We start from the raw sequence: 24,909 nt of genomic DNA, 5'->3' as shown, positions 1-24,909 counted from the left end.
TTCGAACCCCGCGAATGGGTTTTGTGCNATGGGGGATTCGAACCCCGCGAATGGGTTTTGTGCTTTCACCGAACACGCTGCGGTAAGACTGTGGCGGAGAATGGGGGATTCGAACCCCGCGAATGGGTTTTGTGCTTTCACCGAACACGCTGCGGTAAGACTGTGGCGGAGAATGGGGGATTCGAACCCCCGAGGGCTTTCACCCAACACGCTTTCCAAGCGTGCGCCATAGGCCACTAGGCGAATTCTCCTGGCCGACGTTGCGGTAAAGCAACGGCACCAGAGAATCTTACCTGTTTCCAGCGGATGCTGCCGCCACCTCCCGGGCCGGCCCCCGGTTGGTGCCTTCCTGCGTCGTACCCTAAACTGAGGTTCGGCTCCTCGCGTGGCGCCACCTTGGCCAATTCCCCCAGGACGGAAACGTAGCAAGGGTAACCGGGCTCTGGCGGGTGCGCGAGGAGTCTTTTCTATGTCCAGTTCTCGCAGGGGTAACCGGGGCTGCGCTCTTGTGCCGAGGTGCGCGAGGAGTCTTTTCTATGTCCAGTTCTCGCAAGGGTAACCGGGGCTGCGCTCTTGTGCCGAGGTGCGCGAGGAGTCTTTTCGACGCCCACACGGCCGCGAAAGCGGAAGAATCGTTGCTTCAGCACCCCATGGCAACGTATTTCCCGCTCTCGCGTGAAGATCAGGCAGAGATCACGTGATATTCCGTAGATTTTGTGACCCCCATTTGGCCGAAGACGCGGCAGTCGGGACCTTTGGCACTGGGGTAGACGTCGAGGCTGAATAGGATGGGAGCAGCGCGGCTGTGTCGCCGCGCGACAAAGCGGAGGACCGATGATCGAGGATTCCGGCACCATGACCTGGCCTTCGCGCGCGCCAAAACCCCTCAGCGCAGCAGCCCTGAACAGCATCGACGCCTGGTGGCGTGCCGCGAATTACCTCGCCGTCGGCCAGATCTACCTGCTCGGCAACGCCCTCCTCACCGAGCCCCTCGCCCGCGACCACGTCAAGCCGCGCCTGCTCGGCCACTGGGGAACCACGCCCGGCCTCAACTTCCTCTACGCGCACCTCAACCGCGCCATCCAGGAACGCAGCCAGAGCACGATCTATATCACCGGGCCCGGCCACGGCGGCCCCGGCATGGTCGCCAACGCCTACCTCGACGGCACCTACACCGAGGTCTACGCCGACATCGAGCAGAACGCGTATGGCGTGCAGAAGCTGTTTCGCCAGTTCTCCTTTCCGGGCGGCATCCCCAGCCACGCCTCGCCCGAACTGCCCGGATCCATCCACGAGGGCGGCGAGCTCGGCTACGCCCTGAGCCACGCCTACGGTGCCGCGTTCGACAACCCGAACCTGCTCGTGGCCGCGGTCGTCGGCGACGGTGAGGCCGAAACCGGCCCGCTCGCCACCAGCTGGCACTCGAACAAGTTCATCGACCCGCTGCAGGACGGCGTCGTGCTGCCCATTCTGCACCTCAACGGGTACAAGATTGCCAACCCCACCGTGCTCGCGCGCATCCCCGAAGACGAGCTGCTCGATCTCATGCGCGGCTACGGTCACACTCCTTATATAGTGAGCGGCGGCTTCGACGGCGAAGATCCCCTGCTCGTGCACGCACGCATGGCTGAAACCCTCGACGTGGTACTCAACCAGATCGCCGAGATCAAGGCAGCCGCCGCCCAGGCCGCCAGGAACAACGAGGATTTCGCCCGCCCGCGCTGGCCCATGATCATCCTCCGCACCCCCAAGGGCTGGACCTGCCCCGCCGTGATCGACGGCGTGCAGGTCGAGAACACCTGGCGGGCGCACCAGGTGCCGCTCGCCAACGCCCGCGACACCCCGGCGCACACCGCCCTGCTCGAACAATGGATGCTGTCCTACCGCCCCGCAGACCTGTTCGACTCCACCGGCGCTCCCGTACAACAGATCCGGGATCTCGCCCCGTCCGGAAACCTGCGCATGAGCGCCAACCCGATCGCCAACGGCGGACTCCTGCGCCGCGACCTGCACCTGCCCGATTTTCGTGACTTCGCCGTCGACGTTCCCGATCCGGGCGCAACGGTGAACGAGGCCACGCGAGTGCTGGGCGGTTACCTGGCCGAGGTCATCCGCTTGAACCCGGATAATTTTCGTATCTTCGGGCCAGACGAAACGGCCTCGAACCGGCTGGCCCCGCCGGTCTACGAGGTCACCGCCAAGCAGTGGAACGCCGAACTGAGGCCCGGCGACACCAACCTCGCCCGCGCCGGCCGGGTGATGGAGATGCTGAGCGAGCACCAGTGCCAGGGCTGGCTCGAGGGCTACCTGCTCACCGGGCGGCATGGGCTGTTCAACTGCTACGAAGCGTTCATCCACATCGTCGACTCAATGTTCAACCAGCACGCCAAGTGGCTCAAGGTGACCGCTGAGATCCCGTGGCGGGCGCCGATCGCGAGCCTCAACTATCTGCTGAGCTCGCACGTCTGGCGGCAGGATCACAACGGTTTCAGCCACCAGGACCCCGGTTTCATCGACCACGTCGTCAACAAGAGCGCCGACGTTGTGCGGGTCTACCTTCCCTTCGACGCGAACACGCTGCTGAGCACCTACGACCACTGCCTGCGCAGCGTCAACTATGTCAACGTCGTCGTGGCCGGCAAGCAGCCGGCGCCGAACCTGCTCACCATGGAGCAGGCCGTCGCGCACTGCACCCGCGGCCTCGGCATCTTCGACTGGGCCGGCACCGAAATCGCAGGTCACGAGCCGGATGTCGTGCTCGCCGCCGCCGGCGACGTGCCGACGCTCGAGGTGCTCGCCGCCGCCGAGATTCTGCGCAAAAACCTGCCAGATCTTAAGGTTCGGGTCGTGAACGTCGTCGACCTGATGCGGCTGCAGTCCGAGGAAGACCACCCGCACGGCCTGAGCGACAGCGCCTTCGACGCCGTCTTCACGCCCGACAAGCCCATCATTTTCGCCTATCACGGCTATCCGTGGCTGATCCACCGGCTCACCTACAAGCGCCACGGCCACGAGAACCTGCACGCCCGCGGCTACAAGGAGATCGGCACCACGACGACCCCGTTCGACATGGTCATGCTCAACGACCTCGACCGGTATCACCTCGTCATGGACGTCATCGACCGCACCCCCGGCCTCGCCGCGCGGGCCGGCCTGCTCCGGCAGCAGATGCAGGACGCCCGCCTGGCCGCACGCCAATACACCCGCGATCACGGGGAAGACCTTCCCGAGGTCACCGACTGGTCCTGGTCGTCCCAAACGGATGCCGCCGCCACCGCCGCCGAGACCGGCAGCGACAATGTCTAGCATCTAGGGCCCGCCCGACACTCTCCCAACCCGAATACGTTTGAATGGACATCGTGGCTCGAAGCATCTACATCACCAGCGCCGAAGGTAATACCGGCAAATCCTCGATCGCGCTCGGCGTGCTCGACACGCTCACCCACCTGGTGGAGCGGGTCGGCGTGTTCCGCCCCGTCGCCCGTACCTCGACCGAACCCGACTACGTCGTCGATCTTCTCCTGCGCCACCTGCAGGCCAACGCCGGTCCAGGCGCCGCAGCCGGGCAGACCTACGAGCAGAGCATCGGCGTCAGCTACGACGACGTCAATACCGACCCCGACGCCGCCCTGGCCCGCATCGTTGCGCGCTACAAGGCGGTCGAGGCCAACTGCGACACGGTCGTCGTCATCGGCAGCGACTACACCGACGTCGGCAGCCCCACCGAGCTCGCCTTCAACGCCCGCATCGCCGCGAACCTCGGCGCCCCCGTGCTGCTCGTGCTCGGTGGCCGCGTCGGCCCAGGCGAGGGCGAACGCCTCGGCCAGAGCGACGCCCGCTCGGCCGTGGAGATCGGCCAGCAGACCGACGTCGCGCTGGCGGAATTGCGCGACGAACACGCATCCGTTTTGGCGATCATCGTCAACCGGGCCGACGAGAACGTGCTGCCTCAGATCATCGATTCGGTGCGGGCCACGACTAACGCCCAGCCGGCGCGCTCGGGCGGAGCCTTCGGCGTGCCGATCTGGGCCATTCCCGAAGATCCCTACCTCGTCGCCCCGAGCATGCAGAGCATCATGGAGGCGACCGAGGGCACCCTGATCAAGGGCGACCCTGCACTCCTGGCCCGCGAAGCGCTCGGCGTCGTCGTGGCCGCCATGTCGATGGTCAACGTGCTGCCGCGCCTCATCGAGGGCGCCGTCGTCGTCGTGCCGGGCGACCGGGAAGACGTGCTGCTGGCTGTGCTGCTCGCCAACGCCTCCGCGACGTTCCCGTCGATCGCCGGCATCGTGCTCAACGGCGGTTTCGAGCTGCCCGACGCGATCCAGCGGCTGATGGAGGGCCTGGCGCCGTCGCTGCCGATCATCAAAACGTCTCTCGGCTCCTACGACACGACCATGCGTATTACCCGCACCCGGGGGCGCCTCGCCGCCGATTCGCAGCGCAAGCACGACACCGCGCTGGCCCTGTTCGAGAACCACGTCGACGCCGCCGCACTGCTCGACCGGCTCGACGTCAGCCGGGCCGAGGTCGTCACCCCGCTCATGTTCGAGTACGCGCTGCTCGAGCGGGCGCGCAAGCACCGCAAGCACATCGTGCTGCCCGAGGGCGAGGACGACCGCGTGCTGCGTGCCGCGGCCACCCTGCTGGCCCGCGATGTGGTCGAGCTGACCATTCTCGGCGAGGAGTTCGAGGTACGTTCGCGCGCCATCGGCCTCGGTCTCGACATCTCCCGGGCCCACGTCGTGAGCCCCTACGACGACCTGCTGCGCCTCAGGTTCGCGCAGGAGTACATGCAGCTGCGCTCGCACAAGGGCATCACCCTCGACCAAGCCAATGAGACCGTCACCGACGTGAGCTACTTCGGCACCATGATGGTGCAGCTGGGACTCGCCGACGGCATGGTCTCCGGCGCCACCCACACCACCGCGCACACCATCCGGCCCAGCTTCGAGATCATCAAGACGCAGGACGGCGTCGGTGTGGTCTCGAGCGTGTTCCTCATGGCCCTTGCCGATCGGGTGCTCGTCTACGGCGACTGCGCTGTCATTCCGGTGCCGACCGCGGAGCAGCTCGCCGACATCGCCATCTCCGCCGCCGCGACGGCCGTGCAGTTCGGAATCGAGCCGCGCATCGCCATGCTCTCCTATTCCACCGGGTCATCCGGCGAGGGCGCCGACGTCGAGAAGGTGCGCACCGCCACCGCCCTGGTGCGCGAGCGGCGTCCCGACCTGCTGGTCGAGGGCCCGATCCAGTACGACGCAGCAGCGGATGCCGCCGTTGCCGCCACGAAGATGCCCGGTTCCAGCGTGGCCGGCCGCGCCACGGTGTTCATCTTTCCCGACTTGAACACCGGCAACAACACCTACAAGGCGGTGCAGCGCAGCGCTGGCGCCGTCGCGATCGGCCCCGTGCTGCAGGGCCTGCGCAAGGCGATCAACGACCTGTCCCGCGGCGCCCTCGTGCAGGACATCGTGAACACCGTCGCGATCACCGCCATCCAGGCGGCAGGGTTGACCCAGGCCGTGGCCCTTGACGCCACCCCGGCCGGGGCCATCCGATGACCGCCGTTCTGGTCGTCAATTCTGGCTCGAGCTCCTTCAAATACCAGCTCATCGAGATGGACACCGAGACCACCCTGGCCAGCGGGCTGGTGGAGCGCATCGGCGAGGTCATCGGCGATTCCGTGCACTCCATCGCCGGGGTGAAGGCCGAGGTGTCGGCGGCGGAGGCTGCGGCGGAGACGCACCTGGCGGCATCCGCTGACCAGAAATGGAAGCGCGAGCTGCCCATCCCCGATCACACGGCCGGATTCGCCGTGATGCTCGAGGCCTTCGCGACCCACGGGCCGTCGCTTGCCGTGCACGCGCCGGTCGCCGTCGGGCATCGCGTCGTGCACGGCGGGGCGCGCTTTCACCAGCCGACCCTGGTCACGCCTCAGGTCGAGCGCGACATCGACGAGCTGTCGGGGCTCGCGCCGCTGCACAATCCGGGCGCGCTGCAAGGCATCGTCGCGGCCATTGAGGCGTTCGCCGACGTACCGCACGTCGCCATCTTCGACACCGCCTTTCACCAGACGCTGCCGCCGGAAGCGTTCACCTACGCGATCAACGCCGACCTCGCCGAGAAGTTTCGCATCCGTCGCTATGGGTTTCATGGCACCAGCCACGGCTTCGTCGCGCGCGAGGCGGCTGACTTTCTGCAGCGCCCGGTCGAAGACCTGAACCAGATTGTGCTGCACCTCGGCAACGGGGGGTCGGCCTGCGCGGTCGAGGGCGGGCGTTCGGTCGAGACCAGCATGGGCATGACGCCGCTCGAGGGGCTCGTCATGGGCACCCGGTCCGGCGACATCGACCCGGGCGTGCTCTTTCACCTGCATCGCCGGGCCGGACTCGACTTTCCCGAGATCGACAAGCTGCTCAACCGGGGCAGCGGGCTGCTCGGACTCACCGGACGCGGCGATATGCGCGATGTGATCGTGGCCGCGGCCGCCGGCGACGGGCCGTCCCAGCTCGCGATCGACGTGTACGTGCACCGGGTCAAGGGCTACGTCGGCGCGTATTACGCACAGCTCGGTCGGGTCGACGTGATCTCCTTCACCGCCGGCGTAGGCGAGAACGCGCCGCTGGTGCGCGAGCGCGCCCTCGCGGGCCTGGAAGCCATGGGCATTCGCATCGACCCTGAGCGCAATGCCGCCGCCGACCGCGGCGCTCGGGTAATCAGCGCCGACGACTCCGCGGTCACCGTGCTCGTGATTCCGACCGATGAGGAGCTGGAGATCGCCCGCCAGACCTTGGCGACGGTGCGCTAGCCGGCTAGCCGGCGTGGATGCCCCCCGCCGCTCCCCGCCGGGCCAGTACGCTATGCCGGTAAATTTGCGACACGCCGTGCAGAAGCGGCCCAGAATACGGCGTGTCGCGAAATTTACCGGCGTTACGGACGCGGGTCACCACCACGGCTCGTTCTGGCCGGAGATTCGGCGACCTCGACGACGATTTCGGAGTCGGAGCGCGTCCGCGACCGTGCGTTCTATCGTCGCGAGGGTCGTTTGCCAGTCGAACATGACCTGTCGATAGGACAGTCGAAGGGCGCGCCGGCCCAGCCCCTCGACCATCAAATCGCGGTCATAGTCGGAGCCGAGTTTGGCCGCCCCGTGCCATTGCCTGCCGTCGATTTCGAGGGCGACGCAATCCTCAACCACGAGGTCTTCTCGAATCGACCCGGCGGAGGCGCCGACCTGCCCCTGCGCCACGACGGTGAAGCCGTGATGTCGCAGTCGTCGGCGCGTCAGGGTTTCGACCCCGGAATCCGCCGTGTCCTCCATCTCCCGGATGCCCGGATGCAGCCGGGCCGGCGCGAGCACGCACAGGCGGTGCATCTGGGTCGGCGTGATGAATTTGAGGTGCTGGGCCGATTCCAGACAGGCGATGGCATTTTCTTCGTCGAGACAGTGGATGGCCTGCCACACGGCTTCCACAGGGTCGACCAGCCACGACGTCCCGGGGCGGCCGAACCGCGGCGCGGCTCCGTGAAAATGTAGGTCGTGTCCATGGGCATCGACCCGCAGGCGGGCACCCGCGCCGCCTCGGGCATCCGCTGGACGCATGAGGTGGAGTGCGGTGTCCAGGCCGCACCAGACTCCGAACCGGTGCACGGCGCTGACGCACGCGATTTGGGAGTGCAGCGCAGCGGCCTGGCGCTGTTCGGCGTCGGCGTGCTGGCAGACGTAGACGCCGCGGGTGGCGCGAGAGATCTGCCCGGCCTGCAGCGCGGCGCGAATATGGCGCGCGCTCGCGCCACGGCGAAAGAGTTCGTCGGTCGTTGCGATGTGACCAAGCGAGCACACCACGTGAAGAGGATGCATGCCGTGAGTGTGCTCACTCTGGCTCCCGAGCGGGGGCTGACCCGCCATTTTGGGGAAAGCGGATGCCGCGCCCGGCGGGGGAGGAGACATCCGCTGCGCGCTATGCCGGTAGAAATCGAGACACGCCGCAAATGGGGCGACTTTCAAGCGGCGTGTCGCAGATTTACCGGCATAACGTACCGGCACGGGCGGCTACGCGTCAGGCGTTCGTGATGGTGCAGCCTCCGGTGCCGATCAGCAGCGGAAACGTGGCGCGCGCGCTCGAAATGAGCGAACGCCATCCGCTCGAGTTCGCCGCGGCCACTCCGACGTCGCCGGATCCGCCGAGCAGCCCGCCCAGCAGCGACCCCTGGAACGTTGTCGTGAAGGTACCGCTCACCGGCCCGGTCGTGCTCACGCCGTTGCCCAGCGCGACCGGTGCCAGGTTGCCCGCCCCGACGCTCGAGTTGTAGTAGCGGGCATCGGCGCCGACGTATCCGCCGGTCCCATAGGGCCAGGTCAGCTCGACCCGCGGTACGAGGCTGAGCGACACGAGCACGCTCGACGCCGTGCAGGTGTCGATCACCGGCGCCGGCACGACAATGGCCGTCACAGCGGATGCCGCGACTTCAGTATCCGTGAACGTCGAGTCGGTGGAGCTCGCCGGCACGAGCACGGCGGCGAGCGCCGCCGCCGCTACGAGGGCGCTGACCCGGCGCGGGATCACGGCGATCCCCTCTCGGTGACGTTCATAGTGGCCTCCGACACCGTCGTGACCTTTGCGACCGCGGCGCACCACCGGATTCACGGGTCTGCAGGCCGCCGGCTTCGGGGTCTCCTGCTCCTGCTCGGCATCCTCGCGGTGACCATCCTCGGAAGGCGCAAGCTGCACCTTCCCTCCTAGACACGTGCGGCTCCGGCCGACCCCCGCCGCCGGGGCCGCACGTTTGCCCCCTCTCCAATACGCGCTTGTGTATGCGGTTCCGGGGCTCATTTAGGACCTGCGGGCAAATTTCCCGGTATTTCGGCGCCAGAGCGGATGCTCGGCGTCGATTTGCTGAATGAGCCACGACCGCGCGGACGGAGCCGTGGGTGGCGGTCGTCGACGCGCGCAGCATCCGCTTGACGGTTTCGCCGGAGGGCTCGCGCAGGTGAGTGTCGGTGCGGGCAAGTACCATGGAGAACGTGGTTACCGCCCTGTATCGCCGCTACCGGCCAGAGACCTTTGCCGAGATGATCGGCCAGTCCCAAGTGACCGATCCGCTGATGACGGCGCTTCGCACCAACCGGGTGAATCACGCCTATCTGTTCAGCGGACCGCGCGGCTGCGGCAAGACCACGTCGGCGCGCATCCTGGCCCGCTGCCTCAACTGTGCTGAGGGCCCCACCGACACGCCCTGCGGCGTCTGCCCGAGTTGTGTCGAACTGGCCCGTGACGGCGGCGGATCCCTCGACGTCGTCGAGATCGACGCGGCCAGCCACAACGGTGTCGACGACGCCCGCGACATTCGCGAGCGAGCCATCTTCGCGCCCGCTCGCGACCGCTACAAGATCTTCATCCTCGACGAGGCGCACATGGTCACGCCGCAGGGCTTCAACGCTCTGCTGAAGATCGTCGAAGAGCCCCCGGAACACGTGAAGTTCATCTTCGCGACCACCGAACCCGAAAAGGTGATCGGCACCATCCGCTCGCGCACCCATCACTATCCGTTCCGGCTGGTGCCGCCGGGGCCGATGCTCGAATACGTGCAGCAGATGTGCGATACCGAGAAGATGGTCGTGGCCCCCGGTGTGCTGCCGCTCGTCGTGCGGGCCGGCGGAGGCTCGCCGCGCGACACCCTGTCGCTGCTCGACCAGCTCATGGCCGGCAGTGACGGGCAGTCCATTGAATACGAGCGCGCCGTCGCGCTGCTCGGCTACACCAGCGCGTCCCTGCTCGATGAGGCCGTCGACGCCATCGGCGCCCGCGATTCCGCCGCCGCGTTCGACGCGGTCGACCGGGTCATCCAGACCGGGCAAGATCCGCGCCGCTTCGTCGAAGACCTGCTCGAGCGCCTGCGTGACCTCATCATCGTCGCGGCCACGAGCGTGGCGGGCGCCGCGGCCGTGCTGCGCGGTGTTCCGCAAGACGAACTCGAGCGCATGAACGTGCAGGCCGCCGCTTTCGGGCCGGCCGAACTCTCGCGCACGGCCGACATTCTGAACGCCGCGCTCACCGAGATGAGCGGGGCCACCTCGCCGCGCCTGCACCTCGAACTCATGATCGCGCGCGCCCTGATTCCCGCGACCGACGACACGGCACGCGGCGCCCTCGCCCGGGTCGAGCGCCTCGAGCGGCGCATCGGCGTCGACGGCGTGGCGGGTGCGCCTGCAGCGGCCGCCGTCGCATCCGCTGCTCGGCCGACGACCACTGGCGAGGGTTCTGCGGGCTCCGCTGGTCCCGCGTCCACTCCATTGGTCGTGTCTCGACAGGCTCGACAACCGGAAGCCGAGACCGCCATTGTGGGAACGCAGGGTGTCTCAGCAACCCAACCATTCCCGGCGGGCCCGCCCGCCCGCCCCGCAGTGGTTCCCGGAGCCCCGGTCTCCCTGCAACAGCTCAAGGACGCCTGGCCGGAGATTCTCGAAGCCGTCAAGACCGAGAAGACGACCGCGTGGCTCGTCGTCTACACCGCGCACGTGCTCGGTCTCAACGGCGACGTGCTCGCGCTCTCTTTCCCGAGCCAGGCCGACGTCGAGAGCTTCAAGCAGCAAAAGGTTCCCGGAATGGGAACGAGCGACTTTCTGCGCACCGCGATCGTCGCCGTGCTCGGCCTGCGGGTCAAGTTCATCGCCCGGGTCGACGCCGCACGGGAGACGTCCTCGCCGAGCGCATCGTCCGGCGACGCGCCGGCCGTCGCCGCGGAGCCTGCGCCAGCGGCCCCCGCAGCAGACTCGGCCGAAGCAGAGGCGCCTGGAGTGGCGCCGCCAATTGCAGCATCGACTGGCTCGTCAGCTGAATTGGCGACGGCGGCCTCGCCCTCGTCGGATCCAGCGACCCCTGACACCGTGAAATCACCCGCGCCGGCGAAGACGGCACCCCACGCCGCCGGGGCGGCACGTTCAGCCGCGACGCCGGTTGGGTCCGTCATCGACGGCGCGTCGCCCGTGGCTGCGTCGACCAGCGGATGGGCCACCGTGGCTATTCCGGGCTCGCCCAACGGCCCCGCAGTTCCAGCTCTGGCTGACGACCCAACGGAGGTCCCGGCTCCCGCCGCCGCCGCTCTCGCAGCTCCGCAGCCGAACGCTGACGCGGCTCCGGCCGCGTCGGGAACGCCCCAGTCGACGGTGTCGTCCGCCGCGACCTCAACCCCATCCTCCGCGCTCCAGCACGACGACGAACCGCCGTTCGACGATGTACCACCGCCATTCGATGACGATGTGCCCCCCGAGATGGACGCACCCGCCGACGAACGCGTGCCGAACTACTCGGCGCCCGCCGAGGCATCCGCTGTGCAGGCGAGCCCCGATCAGCGTCGGCAGCAGCAGGGTGCGCCCGGGCAGAGTTCCGCCCAGCGTGACTCCGCCCAGCGTGACGCGGGCCAGCCGAACGCGGGCGGCCTGAACTCCGGGCAGCCGAATGTCGGCCAGCGTGACTCCGCCCAGCGTGAGCATCCGAATGCTTCCGGGCCGCGCGGCACGACGAAAGGCCCGTCGCGGGCGCCGTCCTTCGCCGAGAAGCAGCGCTACGGCGAGGCCGTCGTGCGTGAGATTCTCGGCGCCACCTTCATCGAAGAACAGCCGTACACCGCGGCACCCCGAACGAGAAGCGACTACTAGACCATGTATGAAGGTATTGTTCAGGAATTGATCGACGAGCTCGGCCAGCTTCCCGGCATCGGCCCGAAGTCCGCCCAGCGCATCGCGTTCCACATTCTACAGACCGAGAAATTCGACGTGACCCGGCTCGCCAACGTGTTGCTCGAGGTGCGCGACAAGGTGCGGTTCTGCGATATCTGCGGCAACGTGTCCGAACAGCCGACCTGTCTCATCTGCCGCGACCCGCGCCGCAGTCCCGCCTCGATCTGCGTGGTCGAGGAGGCCAAGGATGTCGTCGCGATCGAGCGCACCCGTGAGTTCAAGGGGCTCTACCACGTGCTCGGCGGGGCCATCAGCCCCATCGACGGCGTCGGTCCCGACGACCTGCGCATCCGCCAGCTGATGCAGCGCCTCGCCGACAACACCGTGCAGGAGGTCATCATCGCGACCGACCCGAACCTCGAGGGCGAGGCGACCGCGACCTACCTGTCCCGCCTGCTGACGACCCTCGAGATCAAGGTGACGCGTCTCGCCTCCGGACTCCCCGTGGGCGGCGACCTCGAATACGCCGACGAGGTCACACTCGGCCGGGCCTTCGAGGGTCGCCGCGAGGTCACCCACTAGCCCGATCAATGTCCGGGCCCGGGCCCGGAAAGTGGGCCCATATTAGATCGTGGGCCCGGTTCTCGAAGGTGGGCCCAGCCAGCGGATGTCCCACCGCCCCCGTGCGCCCGCCCCACGCAGCGCAGCGTCACATGGCACCCACCCGCGAGCACCAGCATTTAGGATGGGAACTTGGACGCGGCCCGAACGACAGGCCCGCGCACCCCCACCTCAGGAGTCACATGAGCTTGATCGTGCAGAAGTTCGGCGGGTCATCCGTCGCCGATGCCGAAAGTATCAAGCGGGTCGCCAAGCGCATCGTCGATACCCGCAAGGCCGGCAATGAGGTCGTCGTCGCCGTCTCGGCGATGGGCGACAGCACCGACGAACTGCTCGACCTCGCCCACCAGGTCACGCCGCTGCCCGCCCCGCGCGAGCTCGACATGCTGCTCACCGCCGGCGAACGCATCTCCATGGCGCTGCTCGCGATGGCCATCAAGAGCCTCGGTTACGACGCCCGCTCCTTCACCGGCAGCCAGGCCGGCATGATCACGGATGCCCGCCACGGCTCCGCGCGCATCGTCGACGTCACGCCTGGGCGCATCCGCTCGGCCCTCGACGAGGGCGCCGTCGCCATCGTCGCCGGCTTCCAGGGCTTCAACCGTGACACCAAGGACATCACCACCCTCGGCCGCGGCGGCTCCGACACCACCGCCGTCGCGCTCGCCGCCGCGCTCGGCGCCGACATCTGCGAAATCTACACGGATGTCGATGGCGTCTTCACCGCGGATCCGCGCGTCGTTCCCCGCGCCCGCAAACTCGAGCGCGTCACGAGCGAAGAGATGCTCGAACTCGCCGCTGCCGGGGCCAAAGTTTTGTATATTCGCGCTGTGGAATATGCCCGCCGTCACGGTGTGACCCTGCACGTGCGCTCCTCGTTCAACAACAACACCGGCACCATTGTGTACAACGCCGCAACCGCGCGAGAAAATGGAGAAATTGTGGAAGAGCCCATCATCGCCGGAATCGCCGCTGACCTGAGCGAGGCGAAGGTCACCGTCGTCGGTGTCCCCGACATTCCCGGCAAGGCCGCCCTCATCTTCAAGATCGTCGCGAAGACCAACGCCAACGTCGACATGATCGTGCAGAACGTGTCGGCCGCCTCGACCGGCCTCACCGACATCTCCTTCACCCTGCCGAAGTCCGAGGGCCAGCAGGTGCTCACTGCGCTGACCAACGAACGCGACCGCATCGGGTTCGCCGGACTGCAGTACGACGACCAGATCGCCAAGCTCGCCCTGGTCGGCGGCGGCATGCGCACCAACACCGGCGTCTCGGCGAAGCTGTTCGAGGCCCTGTACGAGGCCGGAATCAACATCGAGATGATCTCCACAAGCGAGATTCGCATCTCGGTCGTCACCCGCGCCGACACCATCAACGAGGCCCTCCGCGTGGTGCACACCGCGTTCGGGCTCGACGGCGAGATCGAAGCCGTCGTGCACGGCGGCTCCGGCCGCTAGCCAGCACCACTCCTCCCCGTTCATAACTCCTGCAATTTGTCAGCATCGTCTTTGACTTCCCCGTAATTACGCGGGAGTGCACCAACGGGCGAAGAAATTGCAGGAGTTATGCGCCAAAAGGGCGGGGGAGAACCTTGCAGAATGAAGCGCCCGTGAGGGCGAACGACGTTAGGAAACACACGTGACCACCTCAGCCAGCACGGCCGGCATCAACATCGGCGTAGTCGGAGCCACCGGACAGGTCGGCGCCGTGGTGCGTCGCCTGCTCGAGGAGCGCGACTTTCCGGTGAAGAGCATCCGCTTCTTCGCTTCCGCGCGCTCAGCCGGAACCATCCTGACCTTCAAGGGCGAGCCGATCACGGTCGAAGACGCCTCGGTCGCAGACCCGACCGGGCTCGACGTGGCTATCTTCTCGGCCGGCGCCACCCTGTCCAAGGCGCAGGCCCCCCGATTCGCCGCGGCCGGCGTACTCGTCGTCGACAACTCAAGCGGCTGGCGCATGGATCCGGACGTTCCCCTCGTCGTCAGCGAGGTCAACCCTGAAGCCATCCAGCAGGCCGTCAAGGGCATCATCGCCAACCCGAACTGCACCACCATGGCCGCGATGCCCGTGCTCAAGGTGCTGCATGACGAGGCCGGCCTCAAGCGGCTCATCGTCAGCACCTACCAGGCGGTCTCCGGCAGCGGTCTGGCCGGCGCATTCGAACTGGCCAGCCAGGTGCGAGTCGCCGCGCAAGACGAGAACCTGTTGCAACTCGTGCACGACGGCAGCGCCGTCAAGCTGCCTGAGCCCACCATTTACGCCCGCCCGATCGCGTTCGACGTGATCCCGCTGGCCGGGTCCATCGTCGACGACGGCCAGTTCGAAACTGACGAAGAGAAGAAGCTGCGGGGCGAGAGCCGCAAGATCCTCGGCCTGCCCGAGCTGCTGGTCAGCGGAACCTGCGTGCGCGTTCCCGTGTTCACCGGCCACTCCCTCTCGATCAACGTCGAGTTCGCCAGGCCGATCAGCGTCGCCCGCGCCGAAGAACTGCTCCAGGACGCCCCCGGCGTCGAGCTGACCGACATCCCCACGCCCCTGCAGGCCGCCGGGCAGGACGCCAGTTTCGTTGGTCGCATCCGGCAGGACGAAGGCGTAGCGGATGGCCGCGGCCTCGCCCTCTTCATCAGTAACGACAACCTGCGTAAGGGTGCCGCGCTGAACGCCGTGCAGATCGCCGAACTCATCGCGGCCGCGCGAGTCGCCGCCTGAACTGAGCCCGAATCCGGCACGCTCTAGCGTACGGGCCCCGTCCGAATCACGGCAGACCCCTGACCTCGGCCGCGCGCACGAGCCGACCACGCCGTCCGCCACGGGCAGGCCACACCCACGGACTCCGGCACCTAAGCCTGCCAACGCGGCCACATCTTCCGGGCCCGGGCCCGGAAAGTGGGCCCACGATAGATCATGGGCCTGCTTTCGCAAGGTGGGCCCGGCCACCACGCGCGAACTCCGACACCAAAACCCGCCCCCACGCCCTCATTCGGGGGCAACTCGCGTAGGCTTTGACCGCGTGAGCCGAATTGGGGTGTCGGGCGTGCTGCAGCGCGTCGCCTTTGGCGTGTTCACGGCCCTGGGACTGGTGTTCATTCCCGGTGCCTTCGCCATTGTTCTCGCTGAGCCGGCAACCAGAATCGTCGCAGCGCTCGTCGGCACCGTCTGCGTGGCCGCCCTCGAAATAGCCTTGATTCGCGTGGGCAGTGTGCCCCATCGCACCCCGGCCATCAGCGTGCCGGTCCTGGCCGTTCCGGCGTTGGCCCCGGTGCTGCCGGGGCAGGCCATCATCGGCGTGCTCATGCTCGGAATTCTGGTTGCCCTGCTGTTGGAATCCCGCCGCATCGGCGTTTCAGTGTACAGCGCTGGCCTCGCGGGCCTCGGCTGCATGGTCTATTTCCTCATCGACTGGCTGCTGACCGGGGTGGGGGTGGCCACGCTGCCAGCCGTCGCCGCGGCATCCGTCGGGTATGTGCTCGTGGTGCTGGCGCTCGAAGTGCTGCGCCTGCACCTGATCGATGCTCCCGCCGAGCGGGGCGGCCAACCGCTAATCTCGCCCGTGCGGCTGATCGCGTTGCTGGGCGGTGTCGCGGCGTTGACCATGTTCTCGGCGAACTGGGCCGTGGTCGGCCTGCCCACACCAGGAGTCGGCCGCGTCCCCATCGAAACCGCTGTCGGCACGCTGATGGGCAGTTTCGGGGTGGCGCTGGTGCTCATAGTTCTGCGCTCCGTCTGGGACATGCGGCGTCGGCTGAGCGGCCTCGTCGTCGGCAGCAGCATGTTGAGCACCATTCGAAGCGTAGACAGCGTCGGCGAGGCACTCGGTGAGGCACTGTGCGCGGCGGCAGCCACGGCCGTCGGCGTGCAGTCCGTCGCCGTGCAGGCCGGCCCGGCCGAACCCGGCGCCGTCGGGGTGCCGGTCACGCTCACGCCCGGCGTGCGGCAGTTTCTCGTGGCCCGCCGTGACCCGATGGACGGCGCCTTCTCCTCCCTCGACCGGCGAGCGTTGCAGGCCCTCGCGGCCACCGCAGAACTGGCCGCGCAGGTCAGGCAGAACCTGGCGGGGCTCACGGCCAAGGCCAACACCGACTCCCTCACGGGCCTGCCCAACTACGGCGCCTTCCAGGAGGCCCTCGACACCATCAACAGCACGCGCAGCGATGCTGAAAGTATCGCCGTACTGTTCGTGGACCTCGACGGTTTCAAACGCCTCAACGACACCTTCGGGCACCAGACCGGCGACGAAGTGCTGCGGGTCCTCGGCCAGCGCCTACGCCAGTCGGTACGTCCGCACGACGTCGTCGCGCGGGTCGGCGGCGACGAATTCGTCATCATCCTGACCCGCCTGGCGACACTCGCCGAAGCCAAAACCATTGCTGAAGCGATGCTGGACGCATGCGTCACACCGCTCGCCGTCGGTGCCGTCACCGTCACTCCCAGCCTCAGTATCGGCCTCGCCTACTCCGATCTGGTCGAAACGGATGTCGCCTCCCTCGTTCACGACGCCGACCACAGCATGCTGCTGGTCAAGAAAAACCGACGTCGGGGTGACTGCCAGTCGAGCATCAACGTGTCTGGTCATCGATCGTCGCAGTTCAACGACACGGTCGCCGAAGCCATCGACCAGAACCAGCTGCCCCTGGCCTATCAGCCCATCGTCAGCCTGGTCACCGGCCGCATCTGGGCCTTCGAGGCGCTGCTGCGCTATGTGCACCCGGAACTCGGTTCGATCTCACCGCCGTCGCTGATCGAAAAGGCGAAGAGCCTGGGGCGGTTCGACCAGCTGACCCAGCAGATTGCCGAGACGGCCATGGCCGCCGCCGCCAAGTTTCGCCTGGTCGAACCCGGCATCGTCTGCATGACCGTCAACGTCGAGGCTGGGCAGCTGGCACCGGAACGGCTCGGCCGGTTCATGGAAGACCTGAACACGCGCTACCCCGAGATCTCGCTCTGCCTCGAGCTCAATGAGCGGTCGGTCGGGCGGGTATCGACGCAGATTCGCGAGCAGGCCGACCGGCTGCGCTCCAGCGGAATTCTGATCGCCCTCGACGATTACGGCTCGGAAGATTCCTCGGTTGATTCGCTCGTTCGCGTGCCGATGGACATCCTCAAGATCGACCGCAGCCTCGTCGACGACCTCGGTGACATTCGCCAGCGTGAGGTGCTCACGGCCCTGCAGGGGTTCGGCGACAAGCTCGAGTACTCCATGATCGTCGAGGGCGTGGAGGACCAAGCGATGGCCGAGCAGCTCGCCAGGCTCGGCATTCGCAGCGCCCAGGGGTTTCACTTCGGCGTACCGGAGGGCTTCACCGAGACCATCGACCGGCTCGATGAATTCGGGGCAAAGGCCGTGCTGCCAGCCCCAATTGCCACGGTGACGCCCTTATGATGCAGCGCCGCCCGCGACCAGACCGAGCCCACCGCTACCGGGTTGAACGATCCGTCTTTCTCTCCCAGCTGCTGGTCGGGTCGGCGACCCTGCTGCTGGTGGCAGTGTCCGGGTTGCTCGACCCGCACCTCTTCACCAACCAGCTGTTCCTGGCCGGTATCCTCATCATCTTCCTCGCCACGGCGGTCGCGGCCGGGGTGCCCTGGCGGCACCTCGACAAGAATTGGATCATCGCCCTGCCGATCGTCGACCTGGTCGGGCTGGTGATCGCCCGGGGGGGCGAGCCGCTGCTCGGCACGACCTTTTTGCTCGTCTTTCCCATCATCTGGTTGTCGACCCACTTCGGCGGACGGGGCGCGATCGGCGGCGTGGTCCTGGCGTCCGCGCTGCTCTGGACGGGCGGCCTCTGGAGCATCAATTCCCCCGAGGAGATTCCCCGGCTGGCCATTGTTCCCATCGTGCTGGCCTTTGTCGCCGCCACGACTTACACGACCACGCAACGTGCAGCGGCGCAGCGGGTGCTGCTCACCCAGCAGTCCGTCTTGTTCGAGGGGGCCCTGCGCCGGTCCCGCCGCGAGGAACGCACCCTCGACGAGATTTTTAACACCGTCGACTTCGGCGTCGTCGGCTTCAGCCGGGAAGCCAAACCGAACTTCATCAACCGCGCCCAACGGGAGATGTTCTCCCGTTTCGGCGTGCAAGACGGCCAGCCCTCCTCCATCGTCGTGTACCAGGAAGACCAGGTCACCCCGTATGCCGAAGCAGATAGGCCGTTCCAACGCGCGATGCGTGGCGAAACGGTCGACCGTACCACCGTCTGGGTGGGGGAGCAGGGCAAACAGCAGGCCGCCGTGCTCATCTCCGCCCGGCCCATCCTCGACGAAAACGACAACTACGACGGCGGCGTCATGGTTGCGCGGGACGTCACCGCCGAACTGCGCGCGATCAAAGCGCGGGACGATCTTGTCGCATCCGTTTCGCACGAATTGCGCACCCCGCTCACCTCGATCATGGGGTATCTCGAGCTGGCCCTCGACGACGACACCCTCGACCAGTCGACCCGGCGCATGATCGCGGTCGCGTCGAAGAATTCCGACCGACTGCTGGCCCTGGTCGCCGATCTGCTCAGCACCGCCGCCTCGACCAGGCACGAGCTCGCGGTCACACTCGCGCCGTGCGACCTATCGGTCATCGTCACCGAGGCCATCGAATCGCTCCGACCGGTCGCGGCCGAGCGCGATATCACCTTCGTGCTGGCGGCGCAGCCGACGGTGCGACTGCAAGCGGATGCCTTCCGCCTGCGCCAGGTCGTCGACAACCTGATCTCGAACGCGATCAAGTACAACATCACCGGCGGTCGCATCGAGGTGAGCCTGGCCGATTCGCTCACCCAGGTCGAGCTGCGGGTGACCGATACCGGCCGGGGCATGACCACCGGTGAACAGCTGAACCTGTTCGATCGGTTCTACCGCGCCGACTCGGTGCGCGGATCGAGCATTCACGGCACCGGCCTCGGCTTGAGCATCAGCCGGGACATCTGCCGCCGGCACGGCGGCGACCTGACACTCGAATCGGCTCCCGGCAAGGGGGCCACCGCGACCGCGACGTTTCGGCGCACATCATGAACGGCCGCAAGGGGTAGGCGCATGTATCTGGACTCAATGACCGTGCTCGTGCTCAACGGAGTGGTCGTCGCGCTGTGCGGGGTGGCGTTCATTCTGAACACCGCCTTCAACCGCAACGATTCCGTCGGCCGCATCTGGTCTATGGCGTTCATCGCCGCCATGACGGTCACCATCGCGCACGGTGCGTCGGCGACCGGGCAGGTCATCTGGTGGGCCAGCGTCGTGGCCAACGTCGCGCTGATCATCGCTGTCGGGTCGCTGTGGTCGGGGCTGCGCCGGTACAACGGCCGCGGCCGCGGCTTTCGGGTGCTCGCCCTGATTAGTGCTTTCGTGTTCGCCGCGACGCTGCTGCACGGAGAACCGGCCGGCCGCTGGGCCGGCGCCGGCGAGGTGTGGATCGGCGTGGCCGTGCTGGCGGCGCTCGGGGCGCGCGAAGCGGTGCAGGGACGGCTGCGTCGCAACCTGAGCAGTCGCATCCTCGCCTTCACCCTGTGGGTCGCTGCGGTGGCGGCCACGGCTCGCGCCGTCGTCTTTACCGTCGATGGTGTCACCGGGGCAGTCTTTCTGACCTACTTCAACACGGCCAACGCCACGGCGCTCAGTCTGTGTCTCGTGGTGCTCATGACGATCGCCGCGGCAGCCTTGCGCGCCGAGCAGGCGTCGGGCCGCGCCGTCGGTGACCTGACCGACGGCATCCACTCGGCGGCGGGCGTGTTGTCGGCGGATGCCTTTGTGCAGGCAGTCACCGACCACCTGCACCGGGCGAAATCTGCCGGGGTCGGACTCGCCCTGATCGGTGCCGACATCGACAATCTGCCGGAGATCAATATCGCCTTCGGCCGGTTGGCCGGCGATGAGGCGATCACCCGATTTGCCGCGAAACTGCGCGGGAGCGCTCCGGTGCTGTCGATCATCGGCCATCGGGCCAGCGGACGGTTCCTGGTGCTCGCCGCGGCGGCGTCGGCGACTGAAGCCCGTGTGCTCGCGGAGCGCATCCAGACCACCCTCGTGGAGGAGCCGCTGAAGGAGGCCTCCCTGATTCGCCTGACCGCGAGTTTCGGCATCGCCGACACCTTCGACCATGGCTACAGCCTGACCGCGCTCGGCGACGCGGTGAATACCGCCATCACGACGGTCAAGGCGCGCGGCGGCAACGATATCGCCGTGGAGCTCGCTGCGCCCGGATCCTGAGGCGACGCAGACCCGAATGCGGGGTTTACGGCTGGTCGTCGGCCGCGGCGAGGCGGTAGCCCTCGCCGCGCAGCAGCAGGGCGAGATCGGTTTTGCTGCGCACTCGCCGCTCGGATTCGAGCAGAGCGGCAAGCAGGTCGAACTCGGTGCGGGTCAGTTCGAGCTGGGAGCCGGCGAGCCGCACGAGGCGCTTCGCCGGGTTCAGCCGCAGGTCGTTGTATTCAAACCAGCCGTTAACCGTTGTTGAGCCCCGTCCTCTCGGCGCCCACGGATGCCACGAAAATGGGGGCGTCCGCGACGGGCGTCGGCCGAAAAACGGGTGACGGTGTCGTGTTGATGGGCGGGATATGGGTCGCTGCGATGGTGGCTGCTTGGGCGTCGGCCGGTGAGGCTTCAACCGGCGGACTGACGAGCTGGGCTGGCGCGGCGGCCGCAAGTGCCGCGGGCGCATCCAGTGGGGCGGGCGCGGCCGGCTCAGGGTCGGCATCCGCTGGGACCGGGTGCCGGGGTCGCCGCAACATTGCCTCGATGCGGGCGCGCAGTACCCGAGGCCGAAAAGGCTTGGTCAGATAATCATCAGCGCCGGCCTCGAGGCCCTGCAAGGTGTCGATTTCGTCGCCGCGGGCGGTGAGTATGACGAGGTAAGTGGAGCTGAAGGCACGGATACGACGGGACGTTTCGAAGCCGTCAATGCCCGGCATGCTCACGTCGAGGGTCGTGACGATCGGATCGTAGGCGCGTATCGCGGCGATTCCGTCGAGACCGTTGCTCGTGGCGATCGCTTCGAATCCGGCCTGGCTGAGCACAGCCTCGAGCAGGTTGCGGATGTCGGGGTCATCTTCGATGATGACGGCGACGCGCCGCGGTGCGTTGTCTGGAAACATTTTCCTAGTATCGCTTACTCGGGGGAGCCGCCCAGTGGCAGGCAGGTGGGCGCGGTCGGGCGCATCCACTCGCAGCGATACACTCGACAGTGTGAATTCTCAGGGAACCGTTGACGTAGTCCTCATTGGTGGCGGCATCATGAGTGCCACCCTCGGCACGCTCCTGAAGGAGCTGCAGCCCGATTGGCGCATCGAGGTGTACGAGCGGCTCGGCGAACTGGCCCAGGAGAGTTCGAACCCGTGGAACAACGCCGGCACCGGCCACGCGGGGCTGTGCGAGCTCAACTACATGCCGCAGGCTGCGGACGGTTCGGTCACCGCCGACAAGGCCGTCGTCATCAACGAGCAGTTCCAGATCAGCCGCCAACTGTGGGCGCACCTCGTGCAGATCGGCGCCCTGCCGGAGCCGCACAAGTTCATCAACTCCACCCCGCACATGACCTTCGTGCACGGCAAAGCGAACGTGGAGTACCTGCGCAAGCGCCACGCCGTGCTCGCGGGTGAGCCGCTGTTCGCCGGTATGGAGTTCAGTGATGACGCCTCCAAGATCGGCACCTGGACCCCGCTGCTCACCCGCAAGCGTCCGGCCGGCCAGAAGATCGCCGCCACCCGCATCGTCAGCGGCACCGACGTCGACTTCGGCGCCCTCACCCGCTTTCTGTTCGAGAACCTCGAACAGCAGGGCGTCACGATGCACATGAACGAGCAGGTCGTCGGGCTGGGGCACAAGGCGGATGGCACCTGGAACCTCAAGCTGCTGCGCCAGGTCGGGCAGACCCGCAGCACCATCAACGCCCGCTTCGTCTTCGTCGGCGCCGGCGGTGGAGCCCTCGCGCTTCTGCAGCAGAGCGGGATCCCCGAAATCAAGGGGTTCGGCGGCTTCCCGATCAGCGGCCAGTTTCTGCGCACCACCAACCCGAAGCTCGTCGCCCAGCACCAGGCCAAGGTCTACGGCAAGGCAGCCAAGGGCGCCCCGCCCATGTCGGTGCCGCACCTTGACACCCGTGTCGTCGACGGCGAAATGTCACTGCTGTTCGGCCCCTACGCCGGGTTCAGCCCCAAGTTCTTGAAGACCAGCACCTGGTTCGACCTGCCGTTCTCCATTCGCACGCACAACCTCGGCCCGATGCTCGCCGTCGCCCGCCACAACTTCGACCTCATGAAATATCTGATCGGCGAGGTGTTCGCCTCGCGCAACGCCAAGCTCAAGGCCCTGCGTGAATTCATTCCCGCCGCGGTATCTGAGGACTGGGAGCTCATCACGGCCGGCCAGCGCGTGCAGGTCATGAAGAAAGACGCCAAGCTCGGCGGAGTGCTGCAGTTCGGCACCGAGGTCATCACCTCGTCGGACGGCTCGATCGCCGGCCTGCTCGGTGCCTCTCCGGGAGCCTCGACGGCCGCGCCGATCATGGTGGACCTGCTGGCCCGCTGCTTCCCGGACCGCATTGAGGGATGGAAGCCGCGCATCCGCCAGATGATCCCGAGCTACGGCACCAAGCTGTCCGACGACCCTGCCGCCGCGGCCGCCTCCCTGGCCGCCACCGCCGAGGTGCTGCACCTCAGCAACTAGGCCCGGCTGCTGCCTGATCGGCTGCTGCCTGGCTTCTGGTGGCCGGCTTTCGCGGGGCATTACTCCTGCAATCTGCGTGCCGAAAAGTGGACTTCCGCGTGATTACGCGGGTGGCTTGGGGTGCCCGGAACGAATTGCAGGAGTTATGCGCAGCCGACGCCTTGGAGCGCCGTGAGAGTTGGGTAGGAGGGTGCTGTCAACCCCTTGAATCGGGCAGTCAGCGGATGTCTACTTAAGGCCCAAAGCGGCCCGGAGGCGGCAAGTGAACCCGAACAATGGTGTTTCGGATGCGGAGAACCTGCGCGTATCGCAGCTCGGCATCCTCCAGCTCACCCCGACCGAGTGGTTGGTGCGAGATCCGCAAATTCTTGACGGCGACCCGGCCGCCCTGCTCGGAGTTATCCAGCAGAGTGGGGACGCCTACGAGGTGACCAAGCTCGGAGTGCTTACGACGAGGTGGTTTTACTCCTCGTTCGATCGAGCCCAGGCCAGCTTCCTGGTGCGGGGTGCCCCGGTGCCGCGCCCCGGGCGGGCAGTGCGTCCGATCGATTCGGTCGCTTCACGGGTCACGGACTAACCGGCCGCGACCGCCCGACGGCTCGTGGATCACGGTAGTGAGTCCGCGTGGACGCCGAGACCTGGCCGCCGAGACCTGGCCGCCGAGACCTGGCCGCCGAGACCTGGGCGCCGACAGCTGGGCCCGAGACACCGTCCCGACACCCCGGCTCGACGTTTCAGCCGGGGTGTCGGCGACGCGCGCGGTCTAGATCTCGTGGCTCCCGTCATCCGCTGTCGGGGTGGCCTTGCGCTCTTCCTTTTTGACGGATGCCTCGGTGCGATCCAACAGATCGCTCACCTTGGCCTGCGCCACGGACGCGGCGTCGCGCGCGATGGTCTCCGCCTGCGAGATGACCTTCTGAGTGGCGGGATCACCCCACATTTCGTGGGCTTTCGCGCTGATGCGGTCGTAAGCCTGGCGGCCGGCTTTCGATCCGAGCACGAAGCCCGTCGCGGTGCCGACGAGGAACAGTAGCTTGCCTTTCATGGGGACTCCTTGGGGTTAGGCGGTGGGTTCAGCGAGGGTGGGGTCTTCTTCGTTGATGTCGTGACCGACCAGATCGGGGTTCGATGGATTGTCGGCCGGGTCGACGTCATCGAGGTTCGGCTCGTTGTCGGCGTTGTCCTGGTCGTCTTCGGTGTCGCTGTCCGGCTCGGTTTCGGTGGCGGTGGCGGTGGCGGTGTCGGCGTCGCTGTCCGGCTCAACCGGTGTTGCGGCGGCGGCTTCTCCGGCAGTCGATCCGTCGGCGCTCGGTGCCGGCCCGTCGGGGCCCGTGCTCGCGCTCGCGACCGGAACGGTCGGTTCGGTGTGTTCGCCGGCAGATTTGCCGGACCCCGCCTGTTCCGCGGCCGGGCCGTCGGGGCCGTCCGGTCCGACGAGCTGGTCGGGATTGCTGGGAGTGCTCGGCGCCTCTGGGATTTCGAGCGGCGGCTCTTCAACGGGATCAGAATCGTGGGTCACGGGCAAACCTTTCTCGACGGCAGACATCCGCCCCGGCAAGGCGGCATTCAAGTTATACCCCGAACGTGGGACATCCAGTGAAATCGCCCGCGGTGCTGGCGGGGCATTTTGCACCGTGACGTTCCCCCGTTCACTCCGCGTCTCCGAGCAAGAGTGCACGCAGCGCCGTTTCGACTGAGACCCGGCCCGCCGGGTCGATGGTTTCACCCGCCCGAAACAGGTCGACGATTCGCGGATCGACGTAGCTCGTGCGCGCGATCGCCGGCGTATTGCCGAGAGCCTCGGCAGCCTGATGCATCGCTTCGGCGATGGCGCGGTCGTCGGCGCGACGGCTGCGCGTCGCTGCGCGCGGCGGCCGGGCAGTGGATGTGGCCGGTGCCGCCGGCGCCGCGGCCGCGTTCGCCGAGCCCGCTCCACGAGCCGATGCTGCCGT

Annotated in this window: 19 protein-coding genes, 1 tRNA gene, 1 other RNA gene and 1 pseudogene; 14 read left to right on the top strand and 8 right to left on the bottom strand. The window is 67.3% G+C overall.

Annotated features, from left to right (window positions below; translation table 11 throughout):
- Positions 1-163 precede the first annotated feature (163 nt).
- Positions 164-251, bottom strand: a tRNA-Ser gene (locus tag E3O06_RS00325).
- A 121-nt stretch (positions 252-372) separates the two neighbouring features.
- Here E3O06_RS00325 and ffs point away from each other — a divergent pair.
- The 4 genes from ffs (at position 373) to E3O06_RS00305 (ending at position 6,811) form a co-directional block, all read left to right on the top strand.
- Positions 373-469, top strand: an RNA gene (gene ffs / locus E3O06_RS00320) — signal recognition particle sRNA small type.
- 365 nt (positions 470-834) lie between these two features.
- On the top strand, positions 835-3,306 hold the full coding sequence (locus tag E3O06_RS00315; protein ID WP_134501057.1) for a phosphoketolase family protein: 2,472 nt from the start codon (positions 835-837) through the stop codon (positions 3,304-3,306).
- A 53-nt stretch (positions 3,307-3,359) separates the two neighbouring features.
- A complete protein-coding gene (gene pta / locus E3O06_RS00310; RefSeq protein WP_134501056.1) occupies positions 3,360-5,564 on the top strand; it encodes a phosphate acetyltransferase in 2,205 nt (734 codons plus the stop codon).
- The gene (locus E3O06_RS00305; protein WP_134501055.1) at positions 5,561-6,811 is read left to right on the top strand and encodes an acetate/propionate family kinase; all 1,251 of its coding nucleotides are present in this window, start codon (positions 5,561-5,563) and stop codon (positions 6,809-6,811) included. Before pta ends, E3O06_RS00305 begins: the two co-directional genes overlap by 4 nt.
- Positions 6,812-6,946: 135 nt before the next feature.
- On the opposite strand, the gene E3O06_RS00300 is transcribed toward E3O06_RS00305, so the two are convergent.
- On the bottom strand, positions 6,947-7,864 hold the full coding sequence (locus tag E3O06_RS00300; protein ID WP_134501054.1) for a type IV toxin-antitoxin system AbiEi family antitoxin domain-containing protein: 918 nt from the start codon (positions 7,862-7,864) through the stop codon (positions 6,947-6,949).
- Between the two features lie 199 nt (positions 7,865-8,063).
- Entirely contained in the window at positions 8,064-8,735 is a 672-nt protein-coding gene (locus E3O06_RS00295; protein ID WP_134501053.1) for a hypothetical protein, read from the bottom strand.
- 293 nt (positions 8,736-9,028) lie between these two features.
- Between E3O06_RS00295 and E3O06_RS00290 the strand changes: the two genes are divergently transcribed.
- The 7 genes from E3O06_RS00290 to E3O06_RS00260 all read left to right on the top strand — a co-directional run bounded on the left by E3O06_RS00290 (position 9,029) and on the right by E3O06_RS00260 (position 20,503).
- Positions 9,029-11,662 carry a DNA polymerase III subunit gamma and tau gene (locus E3O06_RS00290; protein WP_174843189.1) on the top strand — a complete coding sequence of 878 codons (2,634 nt, stop codon included), beginning with the start codon at positions 9,029-9,031 and terminating at the stop codon, positions 11,660-11,662.
- 3 nt (positions 11,663-11,665) lie between these two features.
- Positions 11,666-12,265, top strand: a complete 600-nt coding sequence (recR, locus tag E3O06_RS00285; RefSeq protein WP_134461491.1) for a recombination mediator RecR — start codon at positions 11,666-11,668, stop codon at positions 12,263-12,265.
- 221 nt (positions 12,266-12,486) lie between these two features.
- Positions 12,487-13,764 (top strand): aspartate kinase, encoded by a 1,278-nt coding sequence (locus tag E3O06_RS00280; protein WP_134501052.1) that lies wholly within the window; start codon positions 12,487-12,489, stop codon positions 13,762-13,764.
- Positions 13,765-13,945: 181 nt separating this feature from the next.
- Positions 13,946-15,016: an aspartate-semialdehyde dehydrogenase gene (locus E3O06_RS00275; protein ID WP_134501051.1), complete on the top strand. Its 1,071-nt coding sequence runs from the start codon at positions 13,946-13,948 to the stop codon at positions 15,014-15,016.
- Between the two features lie 301 nt (positions 15,017-15,317).
- Entirely contained in the window at positions 15,318-17,687 is a 2,370-nt protein-coding gene (locus tag E3O06_RS00270; RefSeq protein ID WP_134501050.1) for an EAL domain-containing protein, read from the top strand.
- Positions 17,684-19,312 carry a sensor histidine kinase gene (locus tag E3O06_RS00265; protein ID WP_134501049.1) on the top strand — a complete coding sequence of 543 codons (1,629 nt, stop codon included), beginning with the start codon at positions 17,684-17,686 and terminating at the stop codon, positions 19,310-19,312. The genes E3O06_RS00270 and E3O06_RS00265 overlap by 4 nt, the downstream gene beginning before the upstream one ends.
- Positions 19,313-19,333: 21 nt before the next feature.
- Positions 19,334-20,503, top strand: a complete 1,170-nt coding sequence (locus tag E3O06_RS00260; protein WP_134501048.1) for a diguanylate cyclase — start codon at positions 19,334-19,336, stop codon at positions 20,501-20,503.
- A 25-nt stretch (positions 20,504-20,528) separates the two neighbouring features.
- Here E3O06_RS00260 and E3O06_RS17355 read toward each other — a convergent pair whose 3' ends face one another.
- Both E3O06_RS17355 and E3O06_RS00255 read right to left on the bottom strand, forming a co-directional pair.
- Complete coding sequence (locus tag E3O06_RS17355) at positions 20,529-20,687, bottom strand: helix-turn-helix domain-containing protein (protein ID WP_166788039.1); 159 nt, start codon at positions 20,685-20,687, stop codon at positions 20,529-20,531.
- Positions 20,688-20,736: 49 nt separating this feature from the next.
- Positions 20,737-21,387 (bottom strand): response regulator transcription factor, encoded by a 651-nt coding sequence (locus E3O06_RS00255; protein ID WP_134501047.1) that lies wholly within the window; start codon positions 21,385-21,387, stop codon positions 20,737-20,739.
- 139 nt (positions 21,388-21,526) lie between these two features.
- Between E3O06_RS00255 and E3O06_RS00250 the strand changes: the two genes are divergently transcribed.
- The 3 genes from E3O06_RS00250 (at position 21,527) to E3O06_RS17350 (ending at position 23,724) form a co-directional block, all read left to right on the top strand.
- Complete coding sequence (locus tag E3O06_RS00250) at positions 21,527-22,957, top strand: malate:quinone oxidoreductase (RefSeq protein ID WP_241979793.1); 1,431 nt, start codon at positions 21,527-21,529, stop codon at positions 22,955-22,957.
- Positions 22,958-23,219: 262 nt separating this feature from the next.
- Complete coding sequence (locus tag E3O06_RS00245; RefSeq protein ID WP_134501045.1) at positions 23,220-23,534, top strand: hypothetical protein; 315 nt, start codon at positions 23,220-23,222, stop codon at positions 23,532-23,534.
- Between the two features lie 37 nt (positions 23,535-23,571).
- Positions 23,572-23,724, top strand: coding sequence for a hypothetical protein (locus tag E3O06_RS17350; RefSeq protein ID WP_166788038.1), 153 nt, complete (start codon positions 23,572-23,574; stop codon positions 23,722-23,724).
- Here E3O06_RS17350 and E3O06_RS00240 read toward each other — a convergent pair.
- From E3O06_RS00240 to E3O06_RS17680, 3 genes and pseudogenes are all read right to left on the bottom strand, one after another.
- The gene (locus E3O06_RS00240) at positions 23,721-24,002 is read right to left on the bottom strand and encodes a hypothetical protein (RefSeq protein ID WP_134501044.1); all 282 of its coding nucleotides are present in this window, start codon (positions 24,000-24,002) and stop codon (positions 23,721-23,723) included. The genes E3O06_RS17350 and E3O06_RS00240 overlap by 4 nt on opposite strands.
- Before the next feature lie 15 nt (positions 24,003-24,017).
- A complete protein-coding gene (locus tag E3O06_RS00235) occupies positions 24,018-24,476 on the bottom strand; it encodes a hypothetical protein (RefSeq protein WP_134501043.1) in 459 nt (152 codons plus the stop codon).
- Positions 24,477-24,606: 130 nt separating this feature from the next.
- Positions 24,607-24,909: pseudogene (locus tag E3O06_RS17680) on the bottom strand (hypothetical protein); the annotation flags it as partial.

It is taken from the genome of Cryobacterium glaciale (assembly GCF_004402535.1).
In the GTDB taxonomy this organism is placed as follows: domain Bacteria; phylum Actinomycetota; class Actinomycetes; order Actinomycetales; family Microbacteriaceae; genus Cryobacterium; species Cryobacterium glaciale.
The sequence above is the reverse complement of the archived record's forward strand: the minus strand, read 5'-3'. Positions and strand labels throughout refer to the sequence as shown.